This is a genomic window from Pseudoclavibacter sp. RFBB5 (assembly GCF_002931555.1).
GTDB lineage: Bacteria > Actinomycetota > Actinomycetes > Actinomycetales > Microbacteriaceae > Pseudoclavibacter.
The window spans coordinates 64,382-82,900 of the sequence record NZ_PSTZ01000006.1; the positions used below are offsets into that span (position 1 = coordinate 64,382).

An 18,519-nucleotide genomic window follows, 5' to 3' on the forward strand; every position below is an offset into this window, starting at 1 on the left:
GCCTATTCGGCGCCGGGGCGCGCCCCGCCAGTTTCTTCGTCGTCTCCCGCTGCGGCTGCCGCTGTCGCGTTGCGGTTCTGCTGCAGCGCGTCCCGAACCTTCTTGCGCAGCACCTTCCCGATGAGCGATTTCGGGAGCTCCTCCCAGACGACGTACGACCGCGGCACCTTGTGCTCGGAGAGTCGCTCGCGGACGAAGGCGCGCGTTGCAGCTTCGTCCAGGCGTGCCCCCTCATCGAGCACGACGACGGCGGTGACGACCTCGGCGCCACCACCTCGCCTGATGCCGACGACGGCGACCTCGGCGACGCCTGGCACCTCGGTGACAACGCGCTCGACCTCGGAGGGCGACACGTTGAAGCCGCCCGTGATGATGAGCTCCTTCTTGCGGTCCACGACCGTCACGAAACCGTCCGCATCCTGCACGACGAGGTCGCCCGAACGCACCCAGCCGCCGTCGATGAGCACCTCCGCCGTTTCCTCGGGTCGGTTCCAATAACCCTGGAAGGTCTGCGGGCCCTTGATGAGCAGTTCGCCGACTTCGCCGAGCTCGACCTCCCTGCTCGGGTCGCTCGGGTCGGTGACCTTGATGAAGGTCGACGGGAACGGGATGCCGATCGTTCCCGTCTTCCGCTTGTCGGTGAAAGGATTGCCGAGCGCGACGGGCGACGTCTCGGTGAGTCCGTACCCTTCGACGAGCTGACCACCCGCGACGGCCTCCCAGCGGTGCACGATGGCGTCGTTCAGCGTCATGGCGCCCGAGATGGCGTAGATGACGCCGGAGAGGTCGAGCTTGCCTTCCTTCGCGACGCGCGCGAGCCGGTCGTACATGGGCGGCACGGCGGGGATGAAGGTCGCGGGCGACTTCTTCGATGCTGCGATGACCAGCTCGGGGTCGAACGTCGGGAAGAGCACCGCCTTCGCGCCGACGCTCACGGAGTAGATGACGGAGAGCAACACGCCGAACGCGTGGAACATGGGCAGCACGCCGTAGATCGTTTCGTTGCCTGCCGTGAACTCCGGCATCCAGGCGGCGCCCTGGCGGGCGTTCGACCACAGGTTGCGGTGGGTGAGCATCGCTCCCTTGGGGTTGCCCGTCGTGCCGCTCGTGTACTGCAGGCTCGCGAGGTCTTCCGGGCCCGGGGTCGGGATGCTCGCGTCGAGCGGCTGCTGCTTCGCGAGCTTCTCGAAGGGAACGGTGCCCGGCGCCTTCGCGCTGAGCTTGGCGCGGGACTCGCGGGCTTTCGCGATGGGCAGGCGGAGCAGCAGCTGCGTCTTGAGCGGCATGCCCTTCGTCACATCGACCGCGATGACGTGCCGGATGCCGAGGCTGTGGGGGAGCGACTGCACCGTCGGCGCGGCTTTGTCCCAGGCGATGACGATCTCGGCACCGTGGTCTTCGAACTGCGTCCGCAGCTCGTCACGCGTGTAGAGCGGGTTGTGCTCGACGACAACCGCTCCGAGGCGGAGCACCGCATAGAACGCGACCACGTGCTGCGGCGCGTTCGGCATGATCAGCGCCACCCGGTCGCCCCGCTTGACGCCGATACGCCGCAGCCCCTGCGCGAACCGCAGCACCTGGTCCTGCAGCTCCGCGAAGGTGGTCTGCGCGCCGAAGAACTCGATCGCGGGCTTGTCGGGGAACCGCTCGGCGATCTCCGACAGCATGTCGGGGAGCGACCCGTTCGGGACTTCGATGTCCTTCGGGGTCCCGGGGGCGTAGAAGGCGGTCCAGGCGCGAGACTCGTTGAGCTGCATGCGCAGAGTCTATTCGCGCAGAGCGTCGGGGAGATGTCCGGTGCGTCCTGCGGATGTCGGTGGGACATCGCACAATGGATGCATGACCAGGAAAGACATGGGTGTGCGGCAGACGGGTGTGGCGTCCGACCGCGACGCGTCCGCGAGCATCCTCCATGTCGACATGGACGCCTTCTTCGTCGCGGTCGAGCTCCTCGAGCGGCCCGACCTCATCGGCAAGCCGGTGATCGTCGGTGGCACGCGCGAGCGGGGTGTCGTCTCGAGCGCGAGCTACGAGGCCAGGGCGCGGGGAGTGCGAAGCGCCATGCCGATGCACCAGGCCATCGCGCGGTGCCCCGAGGCCGTCGTGCTACCGGGCAGCATGCATAAGTACCGTGAGGCGTCGCAGCAGGTCATGGAGATCTTCCGCGAGTTCACGCCCCTCGTCGAGCCTCTGTCGATCGACGAGGCGTTCCTCGACGTGTCTGGCGCGAGCCTGCTGTTCGGCACGCCCGGCGAGATCGCAGCGCGACTGCGGGAACGGGTCAAGGCGCAGACAGGGCTCACGTGCTCCGTCGGCGCCGCCTCCACGAAGTTCGTCGCGAAGCTCGCCTCCGGCAAGTGCAAGCCGAACGGCATGCTCGTGATCCCGCATGAGGAGACCATTCCGTTCCTGCACCACCTGCCCGTCGGGGCCCTCTGGGGTGTCGGGGAGAAGAGTGAGGCGAAGCTGCGTGGCATCGGCATCCACACGGTCTTCGACCTGGCTCACACGCCGGTGCCGGTGCTCGAGCGGGCAGTCGGCAAGGCTGGGGCGGCGAAGCTCAGCGCCCTCGCGTGGGGCAGGGACGAGCGCGGCGTGGAGGAGGCCCACCGGGAGAAGTCGATCAGTCACGAGCAGACGTTCTTCGAGGACGTGGCCGACTTCGTCTTCCTCGAGCGTGAGGTACGAGCGCAGGCGGATGCGGTGGCCACTCGGCTGCGCCGTGCGGGCCTGCAGGCTCGTCAGGTCGGCATCAAGCTTCGCTGGTCCGACTTCTCCACCATCACGCGTTCGCACACGCTCGCGGAGCCGAGCGACGTCGGGCATTCGCTGTATCTCGAGGCGCGCGAGATGCTGCGCGCAGCCCTCGTGCCGCCGCGGCCCGTGCGCCTCATCGGAGTGCGGGCCGAGCGCCTCGTGGAGGCGGGGACCTCAGGCCAGCTGTCGCTCTTCGGAGCCGAGGAGGACGACGATTGGGAGGCGGCGGAACGAGCCGTCGACCAGGCTGTTGCCCGCTTCGGGAAGTTCGCGCTGCGCCCGGCCTCGCTGCTCGGTCGGGGTGAGCGAAGCGACGGCACCGTCGGACTCAGCGAGCGCGCGAACCGCACGCAGGACGAGGCCCAGGACCAGCACTGAGGGTGTGCGTCTAGGAGGCGGCCTTCGCGGCTTCGCGGGCGGCGATTCGCGCCTGCACTTCTGGGCGCCGCAACGGTGGGACGGTCTTCGGCGGCTGGCGTCGCTCGGGCAGGTCCTCGAGGAGATGCTCGGTGATGTGCGCGATCTCGCGCACCGCACGCTCGAAGGCGTCACTGGTGCGGACTGTGGGATGCGTGATGCCGGAGACCTTGCGCACGTACTGGCGTGCGGCGGCCTCGATCTCGGTGTCGTTCGCGGCCGGTTCGAGCCCGCGGAGCTCGGTGATGTTTCTGCACATGCGGGTCAGGGTACGCCGACGCTCTGGAAGCGACAAGCGAACCCGGCTTCGCGTGCTCGCCGCAGACGAGACCTAGCTCGCTGGGCGGCGCACGCGGTAGCGGAGGTGCAGCACCCTGGTGCCCGGCAGCACGACGTCGGGGTCCTCAAGCAGGTGCTGGGCGTCGGTCTCCCCGAAGAAGCGCTTGCCTGCGCCGAAGACCACGGGGACCACATCCATCCGCACCTCGTCGACAAGGCCGGCGGCGAGCGCCTGCCCGCCGACGTCGCCGGCGGCCACCTCGACGGTCCGGTCACCCGCGAGCTCCTTGGCTCTGGCGACGGCGGCCTCGACACCCTCGACGAAATGGAACGGCAGTTCCGTGTTCCACCCCTCTGGCGGGGGCCGGTGGGACACGACGACCACGTGGTCGATGCCGCTCGGCGGGGTCCCGTCCCAGCCGTCCGTCAAGTCGAAGACGTGTCGGCCGGCGATCGTCACGCCGATCTGATCCCAGTACGGGCGGGTGTAGTCGTAGGACGCCTGCGAGACCTTGAGGACGCGGCTGTCGTCGAGCGCGACGTCTCCGCTGGTCAGCCAGTCGAAAAGGTGACCGGGGTCGTCGTTGTCGTCGGCGATGAAGCCGTCGACCGAGACCGAGCTGTACATGACGACCTTGCCCATGGGACCGCTCCTTCGCGTCGGGAGCACCATGCTAGCCAGCGAAGCGTGAGAAACCCACGCCCGCCTGTCCAACTTCAGTGCGATATGCGTCTATACGAGCCGTTCTGGGCCCGAAACGCCGAGATCTGCACTGAAGTTGGACAGGCGAGGTCAGGCGCGGGTGACGCGGAGCACCGCGGCGCTCTCCGCGGGCAGGCGCAACGGCACGGCGGATGCGCCGACCGGCGCGCCGGTGACCGTTCCGGTGGTCTCACCGAGCGCCGCCCGCGCATCCGTCGCGAACAGCACTTCAGCGGCGCGCTCGACACGCAGCTCGCGCGCCTGCGAGGAGAAGTTCACCGCGATGGCGAGGCTGCCGCGCGTGATGGCCAGCGTGCCGTGCTCCTCGGAGACATCGACGCTGCTCGCGTCGAGCCACGGCAGGGTGATGTCGGCCTCGCGCCGGCGCAGGGCGATGAGCTCACGGTAGATCTCGAGAAGGCGCGCGTGCTCGGGCTTGTCGAGCTCGCTCCAGTTGAGCTTCGACCGGGTGAACGTCTCCACGTCCTGCGGGTTCGGGACGACGGCCGCATCCCATCCCATGCGCGCGAACTCGCCGATGCGACCTTCGGTCGTCGCCTTAGCCAGCTCGGGCTCCGGGTGGGAGGAGAAGAACTGGAACGGCGTCGTGGCGCCCCACTCCTCGCCCATGAAGAGCATGGGCGTGAAGGGCGAGGTGAGCTCGAGCGTCGCCGCGATGGCGAGCTGGCCGGGGGAGAGGGTCGCGGTGAGGCGGTCGCCGATGGCCCGGTTGCCGATCTGATCGTGGTTCTGCGACGAGACGACGAGCCGCCAGGCGCGGGTCTGCGCCGGGAGGGCACGGCCATGGTGGCGGCCGCGGAAGGTCGAGAGCGTGCCGTCGTGGAAGAAGCCCTTCGTGAGCACCTTCACCAGGGAATCGAGGCCCTCGAAGTCGGCGTAGTAGCCGCTCGTCTCGCCCGTGAGGTTGACGTGCACGGCGTGGTGGAAGTCGTCTGACCACTGCGCGTCGAGTCCGTAGCCGCCCGCCTCATCTGACGTGATGAGGCGCGGGTTGTTGAGGTCGGACTCGGCGATCAGCGTGAGGGGGCGGCCCACGTGTGCCTCGAGCTCGTCGACGTCGCGCGCCAGCTCCTCGAGGATGTGCACGGCCCGGTCGTCGATGAGCGCGTGCACGGCGTCCAGTCGCAGGCCGTCGACGTGGAAGTCTCGCAGCCACATGGCGACGTTGTCGCGGATGTAGGCGCGCACCTCGTCGGAGTTCTCCCCGTCGAGGTTGACGGTGTCGCCCCACGCCGTGGCGTGGTGGTCGGAGAGGTACGGGCCGAACTTGCCGAGGTAGTTGCCGGACGGGCCGAGGTGGTTGTAGACGACGTCCTGGATGACGCCGATGCCGCGCTCGTGGCAGGCCTCGACGAAGCGCTGGTAGGCGGCGGGCCCGCCGTAGCCCTCGTGCACCGCGAACCAGTCGACGCCGTCGTAGCCCCAGCCGTGGGTGCCGCTGAACGCGTTGACGGGCATGACCTCGACGAAGTCGACGCCGAGCGTCTGGAGGTGGTCGAGGCGGGTGATGGCGGAGTCGAGGGTGCCCTCTGGTGTGAAGGTGCCGATGTGCAGCTCGATGATGACCGAGCCAGCGAGGGTACGGCCGGTCCAGTCGTCGTCCGTCCACGGCTGCCTGGCCGGGTCGAACGTGCGGGAGAGGCCGTGCACGCCGTCCGGCTGCCAGCGCGAGCGGGGGTCGGGAATCGGAGTCGTGGCGCCGTCGACGAGGTACCCGTAGTCGTGCGTCTCCTCGTCGAGCTCGAGCGCAGCATCCGGCACCCACCAGTCACCGTCTGTGCGGCGCATGGGCAGCTCGGACCCGTCGAGGTGCAGGGTCAGCGTCTCGGCGTGTGGTGCCCAGACGTCGAAGCGGGAATCGCGCACGGGGAACTCCTTGGTGGCAGGCGAGGGTGGATGCGGGTGCTGGTCAGGACTTGGCGAGGAGCGCCACGGGGTACTGCTGCAGGATCGCCGCGAGGGGAACGTCCTTGCCGCCCGTGTAGACGGCGGCGGTGAGCTGATCGATCCACTCACCCTCGGGGAGCGGGATGGTGGTGCCGATCCAGCCGCCGCCCTGCTCGAGCCCGATGGGCAGGCGCGTGCCGATCGTGATCGCGCCGCCTCGCGAGAAGGCGAGGGCGTGCTCGGCGGCCGGGCCGTTGGCCGTGATGCCCTCGTATTCGGTGAAGAGCTCGGGGCGGCTGCGACGCAGGCGAAGGCAGGCTGCCGTGACGAGCAGCTTGGCGGCGCCGGAGTCGTCGATCTCGGGGACGGCCCCGTGGAGGATCGCGTCGAGCGCCGCGGTGCGCGACGAGTAGTCGACGCTCTGCCGGTTGTCGGGGTCGACGAGTGTGCGGGTCCACAGCTCGGTGCCCTGGTAGACGTCGGGGACGCCCGGCATCGTGAGCTGCACGATCTTGGCGGTGAGCGAGTTCGACCAGCCGGCCGCCTGCGTCTCGGCGACGACGTTCTGCACGATGTTCGACGCGACGGGGTTGTCGAAGACCGCGTCGACAGCCGAGCTCAGCTGCTCCTCGAATGCCTCGTCGGGGTTGGTCCAGCTCGTGTGCAGGTCGGCTTCGCGGGCGGCCTTCTCGAGGTAGGCGTTGAGGCGCTCGCGGGAGGCCGGCCAGGCTCCGATGATCGCCTGCCAGGTCAGCTGGGCGAAGGCGTTGTCGTCGATGGGGGCGACGTTCTGCAGTTCGGCGACGCTCTCGGCCCAGAACTCCGGGACCTCGCTGAGGGCCGTGATACGGGCTCTCGTGTCCTCGCCACGCTTCGTGTCGTGGGTCGACAGCGTGGTCATGGCGTCCGGCCAGTCGCGGGCGCGCGTGGTCTGCAGCTCGTGGAACCGCTCGGGCGTGATCGAGAAGACGTTCGGGTCGCCGCCGACCTCGTTGAGCGAGGTGAGGCGGGCGTACCGGTAGAACGAGCGGTCCTCGACGGCCTTCGCCATGATCATGCCGGTCGTCTGCTGCAGCCGCAGCGCGGCTTCAGCTTCGGGGGCTTCGAGGAACGGCAGGATGCGCGCGATCGATGCGGCCAGGTCAGGCCGTTGCTCCTTCGCCGCCTCTGCCGCGTCGGCGAGGTGGTTGGAGCCGGTGGGCAGGTAGCTCCGGTACACGCTGAAGTGGGCGGCGATCTCGGCGACCGAGTCCTCGATGAGGTCGTCCTCGATGCCCGTCGACCGCAGTTCGCGCGCGATCCGTCGGATCTCGGCGTTCAGCGAGACGTCCGCGACGGCGCGCTTCGCCTCGTGGATCAGCTGTTCCCAGTCGACGGGGGTGCCGTCGGCGCCGGCGAGCTCGTCGAGGAACTCCTCGGAGTCCGCATCCACGAGCACCCGGTCGATCTGGCCGAGCGCGTCGTAGCCGGTGGTGCCCGCCGTGCGCCAGTCTGCGGGCAGCGACTCGTCGCCTTCCAGGATCTTCTCGACGAGCACGTACGCGCCGCGCGTCCGATCGGCGAGGTGCCGCAGGTAGCCGCCGGGGTCGCGCAGCCCGTCCGGGTGGTCGATGCGGAGGCCGTCGACGAGGCGGTGGCGCATCCAGTCGAGGATCTCGGCGTGCGCCTCCTCGAAGACCTCGTCGTCCTCGACGCGGATGCCCGCGAGCGAGGTGATGGTGAAGAAGCGGCGGTAGTTCAGGCGGCTGTCACCCTGGCGCCAGTGGATGAGCTGGTAGTGCTGGTTGTCGAGCACCTCGCGAACCGACGCGCCTTCGGGCGCAGAGCCCTCGGCGAGCGGGTACTCGGTCGAGTGGTACCGCAGCACGCCTGCCTCGCGGTCGACGGTCACGTTGGCGATCGCGTCGCCGCGCTCGCGAGGCATGTCGTCATCGCCGACGGTTGGGATGAGCAGCTTGCCGTCACCGGCCTCCCAGTCGATGTCGAACGACTCGGCGTGGGCCGCATCCCGGCCGTGGGCGAGCACGTCCCACCACCACGGGTTGTCTCGCGGCGTGTCGACCCCCATGTGATTCGGGACGATGTCGACGAGCACACCGAGGCCCAGCTCGCGCGCCGTCGCGGAGAAGCGCTCGAGCGCCTCCCGCCCGCCCCGCTCGTCGTCCACCTTCGAGGGGTCGACGACGTCGTAGCCGTGGGTGCTTCCTGGCGCGGCCTGCAGGATGGGGGAGAGGTACACCCACCCGACGCCGAGCCGCTCCAGGTAGGGGAGCTGCTCGGCGGCCGCGTCGAGGTCGAACTCCGACGTCAGCTGGAAGCGGTAGGTGCTGGATGGGATGCGCATCATGGTCTCCGTCACGGCGGGTGCTACTGAGATGGGGCGGGCGGCGTCAGCTGCCGAGCGGTGGCCGCGTGATGATCGGGATGGGCGTTGTCATCGCGGCGACGGAGGCGGCGACGGAATGGTCCGGCTTCTCCTTGAGCTCAGCCTCTCGCAGCACGACCAGCGAGCGCGGTTCGAGGGGGATGGTCGCGCCCGGCTCGATGCCCTCGAGGTCGGTGTGCATGCCGGACGTGTCGATGACGATGTCCCAGTGCGACGTGATCTCGACGCTCGGGATTGTCGCCTCGACGACGGTCTCGCTGGCGTTGAAGTAGACCATGAAGCTCACATCGGTGATCTCCTCGCCGCGCTCGTCGCGGCCAGCGATGGCGTTGCCGTTCAGGAACATGCCCATCGACTTCACGAACTCGGCGTTCCAGTCCTCGGACGCCATCTGCGTGCCGTCGGTGGAGAGCCACACGATGTCGGGAAGTGCCGAGCCCTCGGCGCGCTTCTCGACGCGGCCGTTGAAGAATCGGCGGCGTCGGAACGTGGGGTGGTCGGCGCGCAGCTGCGCGACGGCCCTCGTGAACTCGACGAGGGGCTCGTCGGCGTTCTCCCAGTGCACCCAGCTGAGCTCGCTGTCCTGCGCGTAGGTGTTGTTGTTGCCGAGCTGGGTGCGGCCCAGCTCGTCGCCGTGGAGCAGCATGGGGACACCCTGGCTGAGCAGCATCGTCGCGATGATGTTGCGCTGCTGGCGGGCGCGCATGGCGTTGATCTCGGGGTCATCCGTCGGGCCTTCGACACCCAGGTTGTAGGAACGGTTGTGGCTTTCGCCGTCGTTGCCGTCCTCCCCGTTGGCGTCGTTGTGCTTCTCGTTGTACGAGACGAGGTCGCGCAGCGTGAAGCCGTCGTGGGCCGTGACGAAGTTGATGGATGCGAACGGGCGCCGTCCGGAGTGCTCGTAGAGGTCGGCGGACCCGGTGATGCGGCTCGCGAACTCACCGAGCGTGGAGGGCTCGCCGCGCCAGAAGTCGCGGACGGTGTCGCGGTACTTGCCGTTCCACTCCGTCCACTGCGGCGGGAAGTTGCCGACCTGGTAGCCACCGGGGCCGACGTCCCACGGCTCGGCGATGAGCTTCACCTGCGAGACCACCGGGTCCTGCTGCACGAGGTCGAAGAAGGTGGAGAGCTTGTCCACGTCGTGGAGTTCGCGGGCGAGGGTGGAGGCGAGGTCGAAGCGGAAGCCGTCGACGTGCATCTCGGTGACCCAGTAGCGCAGCGAGTCCATGATGAGCTGCAGCGAGTGCGGGTGGCGCATGTTGAGCGAGTTGCCGGTGCCCGTGTAGTCCGTGTAGTACCGCTTGTCGTCTTCTTCGAGGCGGTAGTAGGCGGCGTTGTCGATGCCGCGGAAGCTGAGCGTGGGGCCGAGGTGGTTGCCCTCTGCCGTGTGGTTGTAGACCACGTCGAGGATGACCTCGATGCCGTTGGCGTGCAGGGTGCGCACCATGGACTTGAATTCCTGCACCTGCTGCCCGGCCGTCCCCTGGGAGGCGTAGTCGGCGTGCGGGGCGAGGAACGAGATGGTGTTGTAGCCCCAGTAGTTGCGGAGGCCCTTCTCGATGAGGGTGCTGTCCTGCACGAACTGGTGCACGGGCATGAGCTCGATGGCGGTGACGCCGAGCCGCTTGAGGTGCTCGACGATCGCGGGGTGCGCGATGCCGGCGTACGTGCCCCGGATCTCCTCGGGCACATCCGGGTGCAGCTGGGTGAGGCCCTTCACGTGGGCTTCGTAGATGAGGGACTCGTTGTAGGGGATGCCCGGCTTCCGGTCGCCAGCCCAGTCGAAGTAGGGGTTGATGACAACGCCCTTCATCATGTGGGGCGCGGAGTCGAGGTCGTTGAACGAGTCTGGGTCGCCGAAGTTGTAGCTGAAGAGGGACTGGTCCCAGTCGATGTCTCCGGTCGTGGCCTTCGCGTAGGGGTCGAGGAGGAGCTTCGCGGGGTTGCAGCGGCTGCCGGTCGCCGGGTCGTAGTCGCCGTGCATGCGGTAGCCGTACTGCTGGCCCGGCTGCACGTGCGGCAGGTAGGCGTGCCAGACGTGCGCATCCCGCTCATGGAGCCTCACCCGCTCCTCGTTGCCGTCGTCGTCGAAGAGGCAGAGCTCGACCTTGTGGGCGGCTTCGCTGAAGATCGCGAAGTTCGTGCCACTTCCGTCGAACGTCGCTCCGAGGGGGTAGGCATTTCCGGGCCACGTTTTCATGCACGCTCCTATTGCTTCATCTTGCTTCGCCGAAGAACATCGCGTGTGGATGCAGGCACTAAAGCTACCAAAGGGTGGGAGCGCTCTCGCCCGCCAGCACACAGGAGTTCTCCTGGTTGGCAGGCATGTCGACGACCTACGCTGGCCGCATGACGAACCTCACGCAGAACCTCACCGATTCCGTCAAGAAGCTCGGCGTCACGCTCGCCTACGGCGAGAAGGTGGAGCTTGGCAAGGCCACCATCCTTCCCGTTGCCCTCGTCTCGTACGGCTACGGCGGCGGCGAGAGCAACGAGGAGGGGCAGGAGAGCTCGTCCGGCGGTGGCGGCGGCGGCATGGCGGTCCCCGTCGGCGCGTACGTCGATGACGAGTTCGGCACGAGCTTCCGCCCGAACATCATCACGCTGCTTGTCGTCTCGATTCCGCTGGTGTGGACGGTCGGGCACGCGCTTCCGCGTCTCATCAAGGCCCTCAAGAAGTAGCTCGGGGCTCGCTTCGGCCTATACTCGAGGTGTTCACGGGAGTCCGGTAGTCCGGGCTGAGAGGAAGGCACAAGCCTTCGACCGTCAAACCTGATCTGGGTAATGCCAGCGCAGGGAGGCACATCTCCGAGCAGAGCCACCCCAGGCTCTGCGCCCGTGCACTTTCACTCGAAAGGGCACACCGCATGACAACTTCCTCAACTCCATCTCACACCTCCCCAGCGCAGGGGCCGGCTCAGGCGAGGTCGCCGAAGAGCCGCTTCCGCTGGCGGGTCATCGACATCGTCACGGCCGCCGTTCTCGGCGTCGCGACGGGGCTCATCTTCATCGTCTGGAACAGCGTGGGCTACGCGTGGTTCACGGTCATGGATGCGTTCACGCCGGGTGTCGGCGGTATCGCCGTCGGTATCTGGCTGCTGGGCGGGGTTCTGGGCGGGCTGATCATCCGCAAGCCCGGCGCGGCGCTCTTCGTCGAGGTGCTCGCGGCGAGCGTCTCGATGCTCCTCGGCAGCCAGTGGTCGATCGAGACCGTGTACTCGGGCATCGCGCAGGGCCTCGGCGCTGAGCTCATCTTCCTGCTGTTCTTCTACAAGCGCTTCGGCCTCGGCGTCGCGATGCTGGCTGGGGCTGGGGCTGCGGTCGCGGCGTGGACGCTCGAGCTTTTTCTCAGCGCGAACATCGAGAAGGGTCCGGAGTTCCTCACCATCTACCTCGTCTCGATCGTCCTCTCGGGTGCCGTGCTCGCTGGTGTCGTCGGCTGGCTCCTGACGCGCGCGCTCGCGGCGACCGGTGCACTGAACCGCTTCGCTGCGGGTAGAAGCTCGAAGCGAATCGGCTAGCGCTCGTGGGCGCGAGAGTCGAGGCGAGGGGGTGGGGCTGGCGCCACGCCGACCGGGCGAAGCTGGCCGTCGCCGAGCTCGACCTGACGATCGAGCCTGGCGAGGCTGTGCTGCTGCTTGGGCCGTCGGGGGCTGGCAAGTCCACGCTCCTGGCCGCCCTGGCGGGGGTGCTCGGCGATCATGAGGATGACGGGCAGGAGCTTGGCTCACTGCTTGTCGATGGCAAGCACCCGAGCGATGCACGCGGCACGGTCGGTCTCGTCCTGCAGGACCCGCAGGCGAACACGGTGCTCGCCCGTATCGGCGACGACGTGGCGTTCGGCTGCGAGAACCTCGGTGTCCCACGGGCGGAGACGTGGGCGCTGGTGCGCGAGGCGCTCGACGCCGTCGGACTGCGGATGCCCCTCGATCGGTCGACGGCACAGCTGTCCGGCGGCGAGCGTCAGCGGCTCGCGATCGCGGGTGTCCTCGCCATGCGCCCCGACCTCATCCTGCTGGACGAGCCGACCGCGAACCTCGACCCGGCCGGAGTGGACGAGGTGCGCGAGGCGGTGGTCCGCGCAGCGGAGGCGTCCGGCGCGACGCTCATCGTCATCGAGCACCGGGTGGACGTGTGGCGCTCGAGCGTCGACCGGGTCGTCGTGCTCGGGGGCGAGCAGCATCTCCTCGCCGACGGCACCCCTGACCTGGTCCTCGAGCAGCACCGCGAGTCGCTGCTCGCCGCCGGCGTGTGGATCGGCGGCCACGAACCGCACGTGCCGCGTGCCCTTCTCTCGCCTGGGGAGGAGCTGCTGATCGCCGACGGGCTCGGCTTCGGTCGGGCCGACCATGCCCTGCACACGCAGTTGTCGGCGACCCTGCGCGCGGGGGAGTCGACGGTTGTGCTGGGCCCCAATGGGGCGGGGAAGACGACGCTGGCGCTCACGCTCGCCGGACTGCTCACGCCCGTGGAGGGCGAGGTGCGGGCGACGCAGGCGCTCCGGGATGCGGGCGATGACGCGGGTGCGCGCCGCGGCGGCTGGGGGCTCGGTCGCTTCCGTACGGCTCCTCCGGCGGGCCCGCATCCGTCCGCCTGGCGTTCACGGCAGCTCCTGACGCGCATCGGCACCGTCTTCCAGCAGTCCGAGCACCAGTTCGTCGCGGGGACCGTGCGCCGCGAGCTGGAAATCGGCCCGGATGCGGCGGGCCGCGGCAAGCGCGAGACGAGCCAGCGCGTCGACGAGCTCCTCGCCGCGCTGCGCCTCACCCACCTCGCGGAAGCGCACCCCTTCACGCTCTCCGGCGGCGAGCAGCGCCGCCTCTCGGTCGCGACGGTGCTGGCGACGGCGCCTCGGGTCCTCATCTTCGACGAGCCGACCTTCGGGCAGGACCGCAGGACCTGGACGGAACTCGTCGTCATCATGGCTCGCCTCGTCGCCGAAGGACACGCGCTGGTCTCCGTGACCCACGACGAACAGCTCGTGCGCGTGCTCGGCGACCAGTGCATCCGCATCGGCGCGCACGACCGCAAGGACGAGAAGGTGCCTGCATGAGCGGCGGCATCGCCCCGGCGGGTGCTCAGCCGGCGAGGTCGGTGGAGGTCGACAGCGACGGCGTGCCGCTCGAGGTGCTGCCCGTCGGCGGCAGGTTCCTCGACCGCGTCAACCCGGTCACGCCCTTCCTCGCCGCTGTGCTGTACTCGATTCCGCTGCTCACGACGCTGGACATCGTCTCGGCGCTGGCCGCCCTCGTGCTCGCGATGGTCGCCTTCGGGGTCGCCGGCGTGCGCCCAGTGGAGATCCTGCGCTCGAGCTGGATCCTGCTCATCGCGGCGCCCGTCTCAGCCACGAGCATGCTGCTGTACGCGAAGCCGGGAGGCGAGAGCTACGGGCAGTTCCTGTACGCCAACATCACTGACAACTCCATCCAGCTCGCCATCGCCGTCGGCGCGCGCGTGCTCGCGATCGGTGTGCCGACCCTCGTCGCGCTGAGCCGCATCGACCCGACCAGACTCGCGGACGGGCTCGCCCAGGTTGCGCATCTGCCAGCGAGGTTCGTCGTGTCGGCGCTCGCCGGTATTCGCCTCTTTGCCGTGTTCCGCGACGACTGGACGGCGATGAGCCAGGCCAGGCGCGCTCGCGGCCTGGGCGACTCCGGGGCCGTCCGCCGACTGATGACGATGGCGTTCGCCCTCCTCGCACTCGCGATCAGGAGGGCGGGGACGCTCGCCACCGTCATGGAGGCGCGCGGTTTCGGAGCAGAAGACGTGGCACGCACCTGGGCGCGGCCATCGAGGCTCGGCTGGCGAGACCTCGTGCTCGTCTTCGCCGCCGTGGGGATCGCCGCGGTCGCCGTCGCGGTGGCCGTCGCGCTCGGCTCGTACCGGCTGGTGGGGAGCGCATGAGGGCGGCAGCGCTGCTCGACCGGGTGCTCGCCGACTCGGGTGGCAGGCGGCCGGTGGTCCTCATCGACGGCGGCTCAGGGTCGGGGAAGACGACGCTCGCGGGTGAACTGCTCCACGAGTTCCGAGCGCGCGGATTCGGTGGCGCGCAGCTGGTGTCGCTCGACGACGCCTACCCGGGCTGGGGAGGCCTCGCCGCCGCTTCGCGGGCCGTGCACCGCGACATGCTGAGCCGTGCGCATCCCGGCTACGAGAGCTGGGACTGGGCGGCGGATGCACCCGGCCCGTGGCGGGACATCGACGCGTCGGCCCCGCTCATCATCGAGGGATGCGGAGCGCTGTCGCGCGAGAGCGCGCCGCTCGCGACCACGGCGGTCTGGATCGAGCTCGATGAGGCGCACCGGAAGCCTCGCGCGCTGTCGCGGCCCGGTGACATCGGTGTCTTCGAGGAGTTCTGGGAGATGTGGGCTGCGCAGGAGCGGGAGCACTGGCGGCGCAACGCGCCGTTCCTGCTCGCCGACGTCGTCATCGAGGACACGCCCGACGCCTGAAGCCTCGTCCGCACGGGCGCCGCTTCAGCGTGTGCTGCGGCCACTTGCGTTGTTCTTGCTCTGCCGCCGCGCGCGCACGTAGCGCACCGTGAGGATCACGGCCAGGGCGAGCCCGACGACCGCCACGAGGAGCCACGCACCGCCGGTGATGAGGCCGTGGACGGCGTCGTCATAGTTGATGCCGGTGCCCGGGCCAGCATCGAGCGAGAGGTCGGTCCCGATGCTGTCGGCGGTCGACCGGAACAGCATCCCGACCAGCGCCCCGATGCCCGTTGCGAACGGGATCGCGAGCCCCCAGCCCCACAGCACGGAGCTGAAGCTCGGGCCGGAGGCGGCGAGCGGGCGGCGGGCGGCCTGGATGCTCTGCACCCCGAGCAGGATCAGCACGACGAGGCCGGCCCCAGCTGAGACGAACATCGCCCAGAAGGCGAACGCGGAGAGCAGGGTCTGACCGGCCGAGATGAGGGGCGGGACGGCAGCGCTCGCCTCTCCGGTGATGCTGGCGGCGGCGAGCGCCGAGAGCAGACCGGTCACGGCCATCCAGATCGCGAAGACCGGGGCGGCCAGCAGCAGGGCGATGCCCCAGAGGAGGCGGCCGACCCGCAGGGGCTCGCGTGCTGGTGCCGGTGGGTGCATCCAGGAAGCGTACCGGGCGAAGCGAATGGAAGTCGGGCAGCGGATGCGCCTGGCTTGCTCCGCTGGTGACTGCTAGAAAGAACGCATGAGAGCCACTTCAGCGAGTCTGGCGGGGGCGGCGCTGCTCCTGGCGCTGACCGGCTGTTCGAACGCGGCCCCGACGCCGACGCATCCCGATCTGTGGGTGGCAGCTGAATCGAGCGGCTTCAGCGGACTCGCCATCGTTGCCGGTAACCTGACACGCAACGCGGACGGATGCTTCGGGTTGTCGATCTCCTTCGGACAGCCCGAGGCGCCGGAGTTCATCACGACCCAGTTCCCGAAGGGCACCGAAGTGCTCGAGGACGAGGCCGGCGTCAGGCTGCCGAACGGGGAGGTCGTGCTGCTGGGCGAGTTCATTGACGGGGGTGGCGGCTACAGCTCGGGAGACTCTCCGGAGGGCTACGAGAACTTCCCCGCCAGCTGCCCAGCGGAGGACGTCGCCTTCCTCAGTCTTTACGAGTAGATAGCCAGCGAGGAGCGGCCTGCACGCTACGCCCAGCCGAGCTCGTGGAGCTGCGCGTCGTCGATGCCGTAGAAGTGCGCGATCTCGTGCACGAGCGTCGTGTGCACCTCATCGCGCAGCGTGGCCTCGTCATCGCAGATCGACAGCAGCGGTTCGCGGAACAGCACGATTCGGTCCGGCAGCTCGCCGAAGCCGTACTGGCCGCGGTCCGTGAGAGCGAATCCCTCATAGACGCCGAGGAGGTCGAGGGAGCCGTCCTCTGGCCGGTCCTCGACGACGAAGATCACGTTGTCGAGGCCGCCCACCATCTCATCGGGCAGCTCATCGAGCTCGTCGACGACCAGGGCCTCGAAGTCCTCGCGCGACATCTCCATCCGCCCATTGTGGCTCAGGGGTGCTGGATGGGCACCGACTGACGGCTAGACCTGCTGCGCGGCGTGGTCGTAGGCGAGTGGCAGGAGCTCGCGCGCGGTGACGCTGATCAACCCGCCCGGTGAGGGCAGGATGACGCGGATGTCGGGGTAGTGGTCGGCGAGAACCTGCCGATCGCGTCCACAGGGGCTCATGACGCCTCGCCCATGGTTCGCGACTGCAGCGATGTGCGTGAGCTCGCGGGCGCCGGCGGCTCGGGCCGCGCCGAGAGCAACGAGCTCAGCGCACGGACCGCCCGTGAAGTGATGCAGGTTGACGCCGACGTGGATCGTTCCGTCCGCCGAGCGGACCGCTGCCCCCACGGTATGGATGCCGTCCTCGTCCGGACCAGCATCGGTGGCCGCGTCGATCGTCGAACGTGCCGCTTCGACGACGGCCAGCTCGACCTCGGAGACGGGCAGGCTTGACGCCGGAACGAAGGTGCTCATGACCGAAGCCTACGAGGCCAGCCGCGGGACGGGGCTCGCGCACTCGGTAGCCTGGCCACGTGAACGGCTCTCCGGATGCACAGGTGCAGGCCTGGCGCGATGCGCACGCCAATGCGCAGATGATCGGCTGGGATTTCGCCGCGTTGGACGGGCGCCTGACGGCCGACGATCCGCCCTGGGACTTCGACGCCGAGTGCCGGGCCGCTATGACGACAGCGACGAGCATGGCTGATCTCGGCACGGGCGGCGGCGAGCGGCTCATCGCACTCATCCGCTCCTTGCCCATCCACGCATCCCCGCTGCAGATCGCAGCGACGGAGGGGTGGGAGCCGAACGTCGCCGTGGCGCGAGAGAACCTCGCGCCTTTCGGTGTCGACGTGCATGCGCACGACATCGAGTCTGGGGAGCCGCTGCCGTTCGCCGACTCCTCCCTCGACGTGATCGTGGCCCGTCATGAGGAGTTCGATGCGAGCGAGGTCGCCAGGGTGCTGGTTTTCGGCGGGCGGTTCCTGACGCAGCAGGTCGATGGCCGGGACGCGCACGAGCTCCGAGCATGGTTCGGTGGCGAACCCCAGTACGAGCACGTGACGCTCGCCAACGCGGTCTCGGCCCTGCGGGCGGAGGGGTTTCGCATCGGTGTCGCCGAGGAGTGGGCTGGGCAGATGACGTTCGCGGATGCGCTGTCGCTCGTCGAGTACCTCGCTCTGGTCCCCTGGGATGTCCCGGGGTTCAGCGTCGACAGCAACGTCGAGCAGCTCCGACGGCTCGACGCGGCGCAGCCGATCACTGTGACGCAGCGTCGCTTTCGGCTCACCGCAGTTCGCGACTGACAGTCGGGTGCGTGGCCCGGCCCGCTGACCCGAACGCCTAGGATTCTCGCGTGTACGTCAAAGTGTGTGGCCTGGATTCTGTCGAGTCGGCGGCGGTCGCCGTCGAGAGCGGTGCCGACGCGATCGGCATCGTGATGAGCCGCACGAGCCCCAGGCGGCGTACCCCCGACGAAGCGTCCGAGATCTTCGCGTCTGTGCCCGCGAGTGTCGACCGTGTGCTCGTGGTCCACGACATGCCGTCCACGGACGCCGCCGAGATCGCGGCCACCGTCGGCGCGAACGTGCTGCAGCTCCACGGTTCCTACACGGGCGAGGAAGTACGCGCGGCCGGCGCGATCTTCCCGCGCACCTGGAGGGCCACCTCCCTCGCCGACGACCCTGAGCTGCGCGTCGGTGCATTCGGCGAGGAGCTCCTGCTGCTGGACGCGCCGAAACCGGGATCCGGCGAGCGATGGGACCTCTCGGAACTCGTCCGCCGTCGCCCAGACGGGCGCTGGCTGCTCGCGGGAGGCCTGCACCCGGGCAACGTCGCCGAGGCCATCCGCGAAGCGAGCCCATGGGGCGTCGACGTCTCGAGCGGCGTCGAGTCAGCGCCGGGCGTCAAGGATCATGCGCGCATCCGAGACTTCGTCGCCGCCGCGAAGCGCGCTGGCTGACGAGTCGCGGACCGGCTCCACGCTGTCCGAGGTGCTGGGACGAGGACGCGTCCCGGTCCAGCTCGCCTGGCCAACTTGCGTGATGAAGGCGCCGCTGGGTGGCGCATCCGGCCCGCAGCCCCCGTCTGAG

18 protein-coding genes and 1 riboswitch are annotated in these 18,519 nt (G+C 69.1%); of the genes, 9 read left to right on the forward strand and 9 right to left on the reverse strand.

Features of this window, described 5'->3' with window-relative positions; genetic code table 11:
* Nucleotides 1-2: 2 nt before the first annotated feature.
* Nucleotides 3-1,757 (reverse strand): long-chain-fatty-acid--CoA ligase, encoded by a 1,755-nt coding sequence (locus C5B97_RS06830; RefSeq protein WP_104311371.1) that lies wholly within the window; start codon nt 1,755-1,757, stop codon nt 3-5.
* Nucleotides 1,758-1,839: 82 nt separating this feature from the next.
* Between C5B97_RS06830 and dinB the strand changes: the two genes are divergently transcribed.
* The gene (gene dinB / locus C5B97_RS06835) at nt 1,840-3,135 is read left to right on the forward strand and encodes a DNA polymerase IV (RefSeq protein WP_104311372.1); all 1,296 of its coding nucleotides are present in this window, start codon (nt 1,840-1,842) and stop codon (nt 3,133-3,135) included.
* Between the two features lie 10 nt (nt 3,136-3,145).
* Here the strand turns inward: dinB and C5B97_RS06840 are convergent, their stop codons facing one another.
* The 5 genes from C5B97_RS06840 to glgX form a co-directional block, all read right to left on the reverse strand.
* On the reverse strand, nt 3,146-3,433 hold the full coding sequence (locus C5B97_RS06840) for a DUF2277 domain-containing protein (protein ID WP_104311373.1): 288 nt from the start codon (nt 3,431-3,433) through the stop codon (nt 3,146-3,148).
* Nucleotides 3,434-3,505: 72 nt separating this feature from the next.
* On the reverse strand, nt 3,506-4,096 hold the full coding sequence (locus C5B97_RS06845) for a dihydrofolate reductase family protein (protein ID WP_104311374.1): 591 nt from the start codon (nt 4,094-4,096) through the stop codon (nt 3,506-3,508).
* Nucleotides 4,097-4,246: 150 nt separating this feature from the next.
* Nucleotides 4,247-6,043 carry a malto-oligosyltrehalose trehalohydrolase gene (gene treZ / locus C5B97_RS06850; RefSeq protein ID WP_104311375.1) on the reverse strand — a complete coding sequence of 599 codons (1,797 nt, stop codon included), beginning with the start codon at nt 6,041-6,043 and terminating at the stop codon, nt 4,247-4,249.
* Between the two features lie 43 nt (nt 6,044-6,086).
* A complete protein-coding gene (treY, locus tag C5B97_RS06855) occupies nt 6,087-8,423 on the reverse strand; it encodes a malto-oligosyltrehalose synthase (protein ID WP_308471449.1) in 2,337 nt (778 codons plus the stop codon).
* A 31-nt stretch (nt 8,424-8,454) separates the two neighbouring features.
* The gene (glgX, locus tag C5B97_RS06860) at nt 8,455-10,650 is read right to left on the reverse strand and encodes a glycogen debranching protein GlgX (protein WP_104311376.1); all 2,196 of its coding nucleotides are present in this window, start codon (nt 10,648-10,650) and stop codon (nt 8,455-8,457) included.
* 149 nt (nt 10,651-10,799) lie between these two features.
* Here glgX and C5B97_RS06865 point away from each other — a divergent pair, with 149 nt between their 5' ends.
* The 5 genes from C5B97_RS06865 (at nt 10,800) to C5B97_RS06885 (ending at nt 14,902) form a co-directional block, all read left to right on the forward strand.
* Nucleotides 10,800-11,132 carry a hypothetical protein gene (locus C5B97_RS06865; RefSeq protein WP_104311552.1) on the forward strand — a complete coding sequence of 111 codons (333 nt, stop codon included), beginning with the start codon at nt 10,800-10,802 and terminating at the stop codon, nt 11,130-11,132.
* A 24-nt stretch (nt 11,133-11,156) separates the two neighbouring features.
* Nucleotides 11,157-11,266, forward strand: a riboswitch (TPP riboswitch).
* A 51-nt stretch (nt 11,267-11,317) separates the two neighbouring features.
* The gene (locus C5B97_RS06870) at nt 11,318-11,971 is read left to right on the forward strand and encodes an ECF transporter S component (RefSeq protein WP_104311377.1); all 654 of its coding nucleotides are present in this window, start codon (nt 11,318-11,320) and stop codon (nt 11,969-11,971) included.
* A gap of 5 nt (nt 11,972-11,976) precedes the next feature.
* Entirely contained in the window at nt 11,977-13,503 is a 1,527-nt protein-coding gene (locus tag C5B97_RS06875; protein ID WP_104311378.1) for an ABC transporter ATP-binding protein, read from the forward strand.
* Nucleotides 13,500-14,354 (forward strand): energy-coupling factor transporter transmembrane protein EcfT, encoded by an 855-nt coding sequence (locus C5B97_RS06880; RefSeq protein ID WP_104311379.1) that lies wholly within the window; start codon nt 13,500-13,502, stop codon nt 14,352-14,354. The genes C5B97_RS06875 and C5B97_RS06880 overlap by 4 nt, the downstream gene beginning before the upstream one ends.
* Nucleotides 14,351-14,902: a hypothetical protein gene (locus tag C5B97_RS06885; protein WP_104311380.1), complete on the forward strand. Its 552-nt coding sequence runs from the start codon at nt 14,351-14,353 to the stop codon at nt 14,900-14,902. Before C5B97_RS06880 ends, C5B97_RS06885 begins: the two co-directional genes overlap by 4 nt.
* A 24-nt stretch (nt 14,903-14,926) precedes the next feature.
* Here the strand turns inward: C5B97_RS06885 and C5B97_RS06890 are convergent, their stop codons facing one another.
* Entirely contained in the window at nt 14,927-15,538 is a 612-nt protein-coding gene (locus tag C5B97_RS06890; protein WP_104311381.1) for a hypothetical protein, read from the reverse strand.
* An 85-nt stretch (nt 15,539-15,623) separates the two neighbouring features.
* Here C5B97_RS06890 and C5B97_RS06895 point away from each other — a divergent pair, with 85 nt between their 5' ends.
* Nucleotides 15,624-16,043, forward strand: coding sequence for a hypothetical protein (locus tag C5B97_RS06895; RefSeq protein ID WP_104311382.1), 420 nt, complete (start codon nt 15,624-15,626; stop codon nt 16,041-16,043).
* Between the two features lie 26 nt (nt 16,044-16,069).
* Here C5B97_RS06895 and C5B97_RS06900 read toward each other — a convergent pair whose 3' ends face one another.
* Together C5B97_RS06900 and C5B97_RS06905 are read right to left on the reverse strand one after the other, a co-directional pair.
* Nucleotides 16,070-16,417, reverse strand: a complete 348-nt coding sequence (locus tag C5B97_RS06900) for a metallopeptidase family protein (protein ID WP_104311383.1) — start codon at nt 16,415-16,417, stop codon at nt 16,070-16,072.
* Nucleotides 16,418-16,462: 45 nt separating this feature from the next.
* Nucleotides 16,463-16,903: a cytidine deaminase gene (locus C5B97_RS06905; RefSeq protein ID WP_104311384.1), complete on the reverse strand. Its 441-nt coding sequence runs from the start codon at nt 16,901-16,903 to the stop codon at nt 16,463-16,465.
* A 59-nt stretch (nt 16,904-16,962) separates the two neighbouring features.
* On the opposite strand from C5B97_RS06905, the gene C5B97_RS06910 reads away from it, so the two are divergent.
* Nucleotides 16,963-17,733, forward strand: a complete 771-nt coding sequence (locus tag C5B97_RS06910) for a class I SAM-dependent methyltransferase (RefSeq protein WP_258068057.1) — start codon at nt 16,963-16,965, stop codon at nt 17,731-17,733.
* Nucleotides 17,734-17,783: 50 nt separating this feature from the next.
* Nucleotides 17,784-18,389, forward strand: coding sequence for a phosphoribosylanthranilate isomerase (locus C5B97_RS06915; protein ID WP_104311385.1), 606 nt, complete (start codon nt 17,784-17,786; stop codon nt 18,387-18,389).
* Nucleotides 18,390-18,519: the final 130 nt, after the last annotated feature.

What these genes read in the sequence shown, in the direction of transcription:
- dinB (WP_104311372.1), top strand. Translation starts at nt 1,840, where the DNA reads ATGACCAGGAAAGACATGGGTGTGCGGCAGACGGGTGTGGCGTCCGAC.
- C5B97_RS06865 (WP_104311552.1), top strand. Translation starts at nt 10,800, where the DNA reads ATGACGAACCTCACGCAGAACCTCACCGATTCCGTCAAGAAGCTCGGC.
- C5B97_RS06905 (WP_104311384.1), bottom strand. Translation starts at nt 16,903, where the DNA reads ATGAGCACCTTCGTTCCGGCGTCAAGCCTGCCCGTCTCCGAGGTCGAG.
- C5B97_RS06845 (WP_104311374.1), bottom strand. Translation starts at nt 4,096, where the DNA reads ATGGGCAAGGTCGTCATGTACAGCTCGGTCTCGGTCGACGGCTTCATC.
- C5B97_RS06870 (WP_104311377.1), top strand. Translation starts at nt 11,318, where the DNA reads ATGACAACTTCCTCAACTCCATCTCACACCTCCCCAGCGCAGGGGCCG.
- C5B97_RS06890 (WP_104311381.1), bottom strand. Translation starts at nt 15,538, where the DNA reads ATGCACCCACCGGCACCAGCACGCGAGCCCCTGCGGGTCGGCCGCCTC.
- C5B97_RS06840 (WP_104311373.1), bottom strand. Translation starts at nt 3,433, where the DNA reads ATGTGCAGAAACATCACCGAGCTCCGCGGGCTCGAACCGGCCGCGAAC.
- C5B97_RS06895 (WP_104311382.1), top strand. Translation starts at nt 15,624, where the DNA reads ATGAGAGCCACTTCAGCGAGTCTGGCGGGGGCGGCGCTGCTCCTGGCG.
- C5B97_RS06830 (WP_104311371.1), bottom strand. Translation starts at nt 1,757, where the DNA reads ATGCAGCTCAACGAGTCTCGCGCCTGGACCGCCTTCTACGCCCCCGGG.
- C5B97_RS06885 (WP_104311380.1), top strand. Translation starts at nt 14,351, where the DNA reads ATGAGGGCGGCAGCGCTGCTCGACCGGGTGCTCGCCGACTCGGGTGGC.
- C5B97_RS06900 (WP_104311383.1), bottom strand. Translation starts at nt 16,417, where the DNA reads ATGGAGATGTCGCGCGAGGACTTCGAGGCCCTGGTCGTCGACGAGCTC.
- C5B97_RS06880 (WP_104311379.1), top strand. Translation starts at nt 13,500, where the DNA reads ATGAGCGGCGGCATCGCCCCGGCGGGTGCTCAGCCGGCGAGGTCGGTG.
- glgX (WP_104311376.1), bottom strand. Translation starts at nt 10,650, where the DNA reads ATGAAAACGTGGCCCGGAAATGCCTACCCCCTCGGAGCGACGTTCGAC.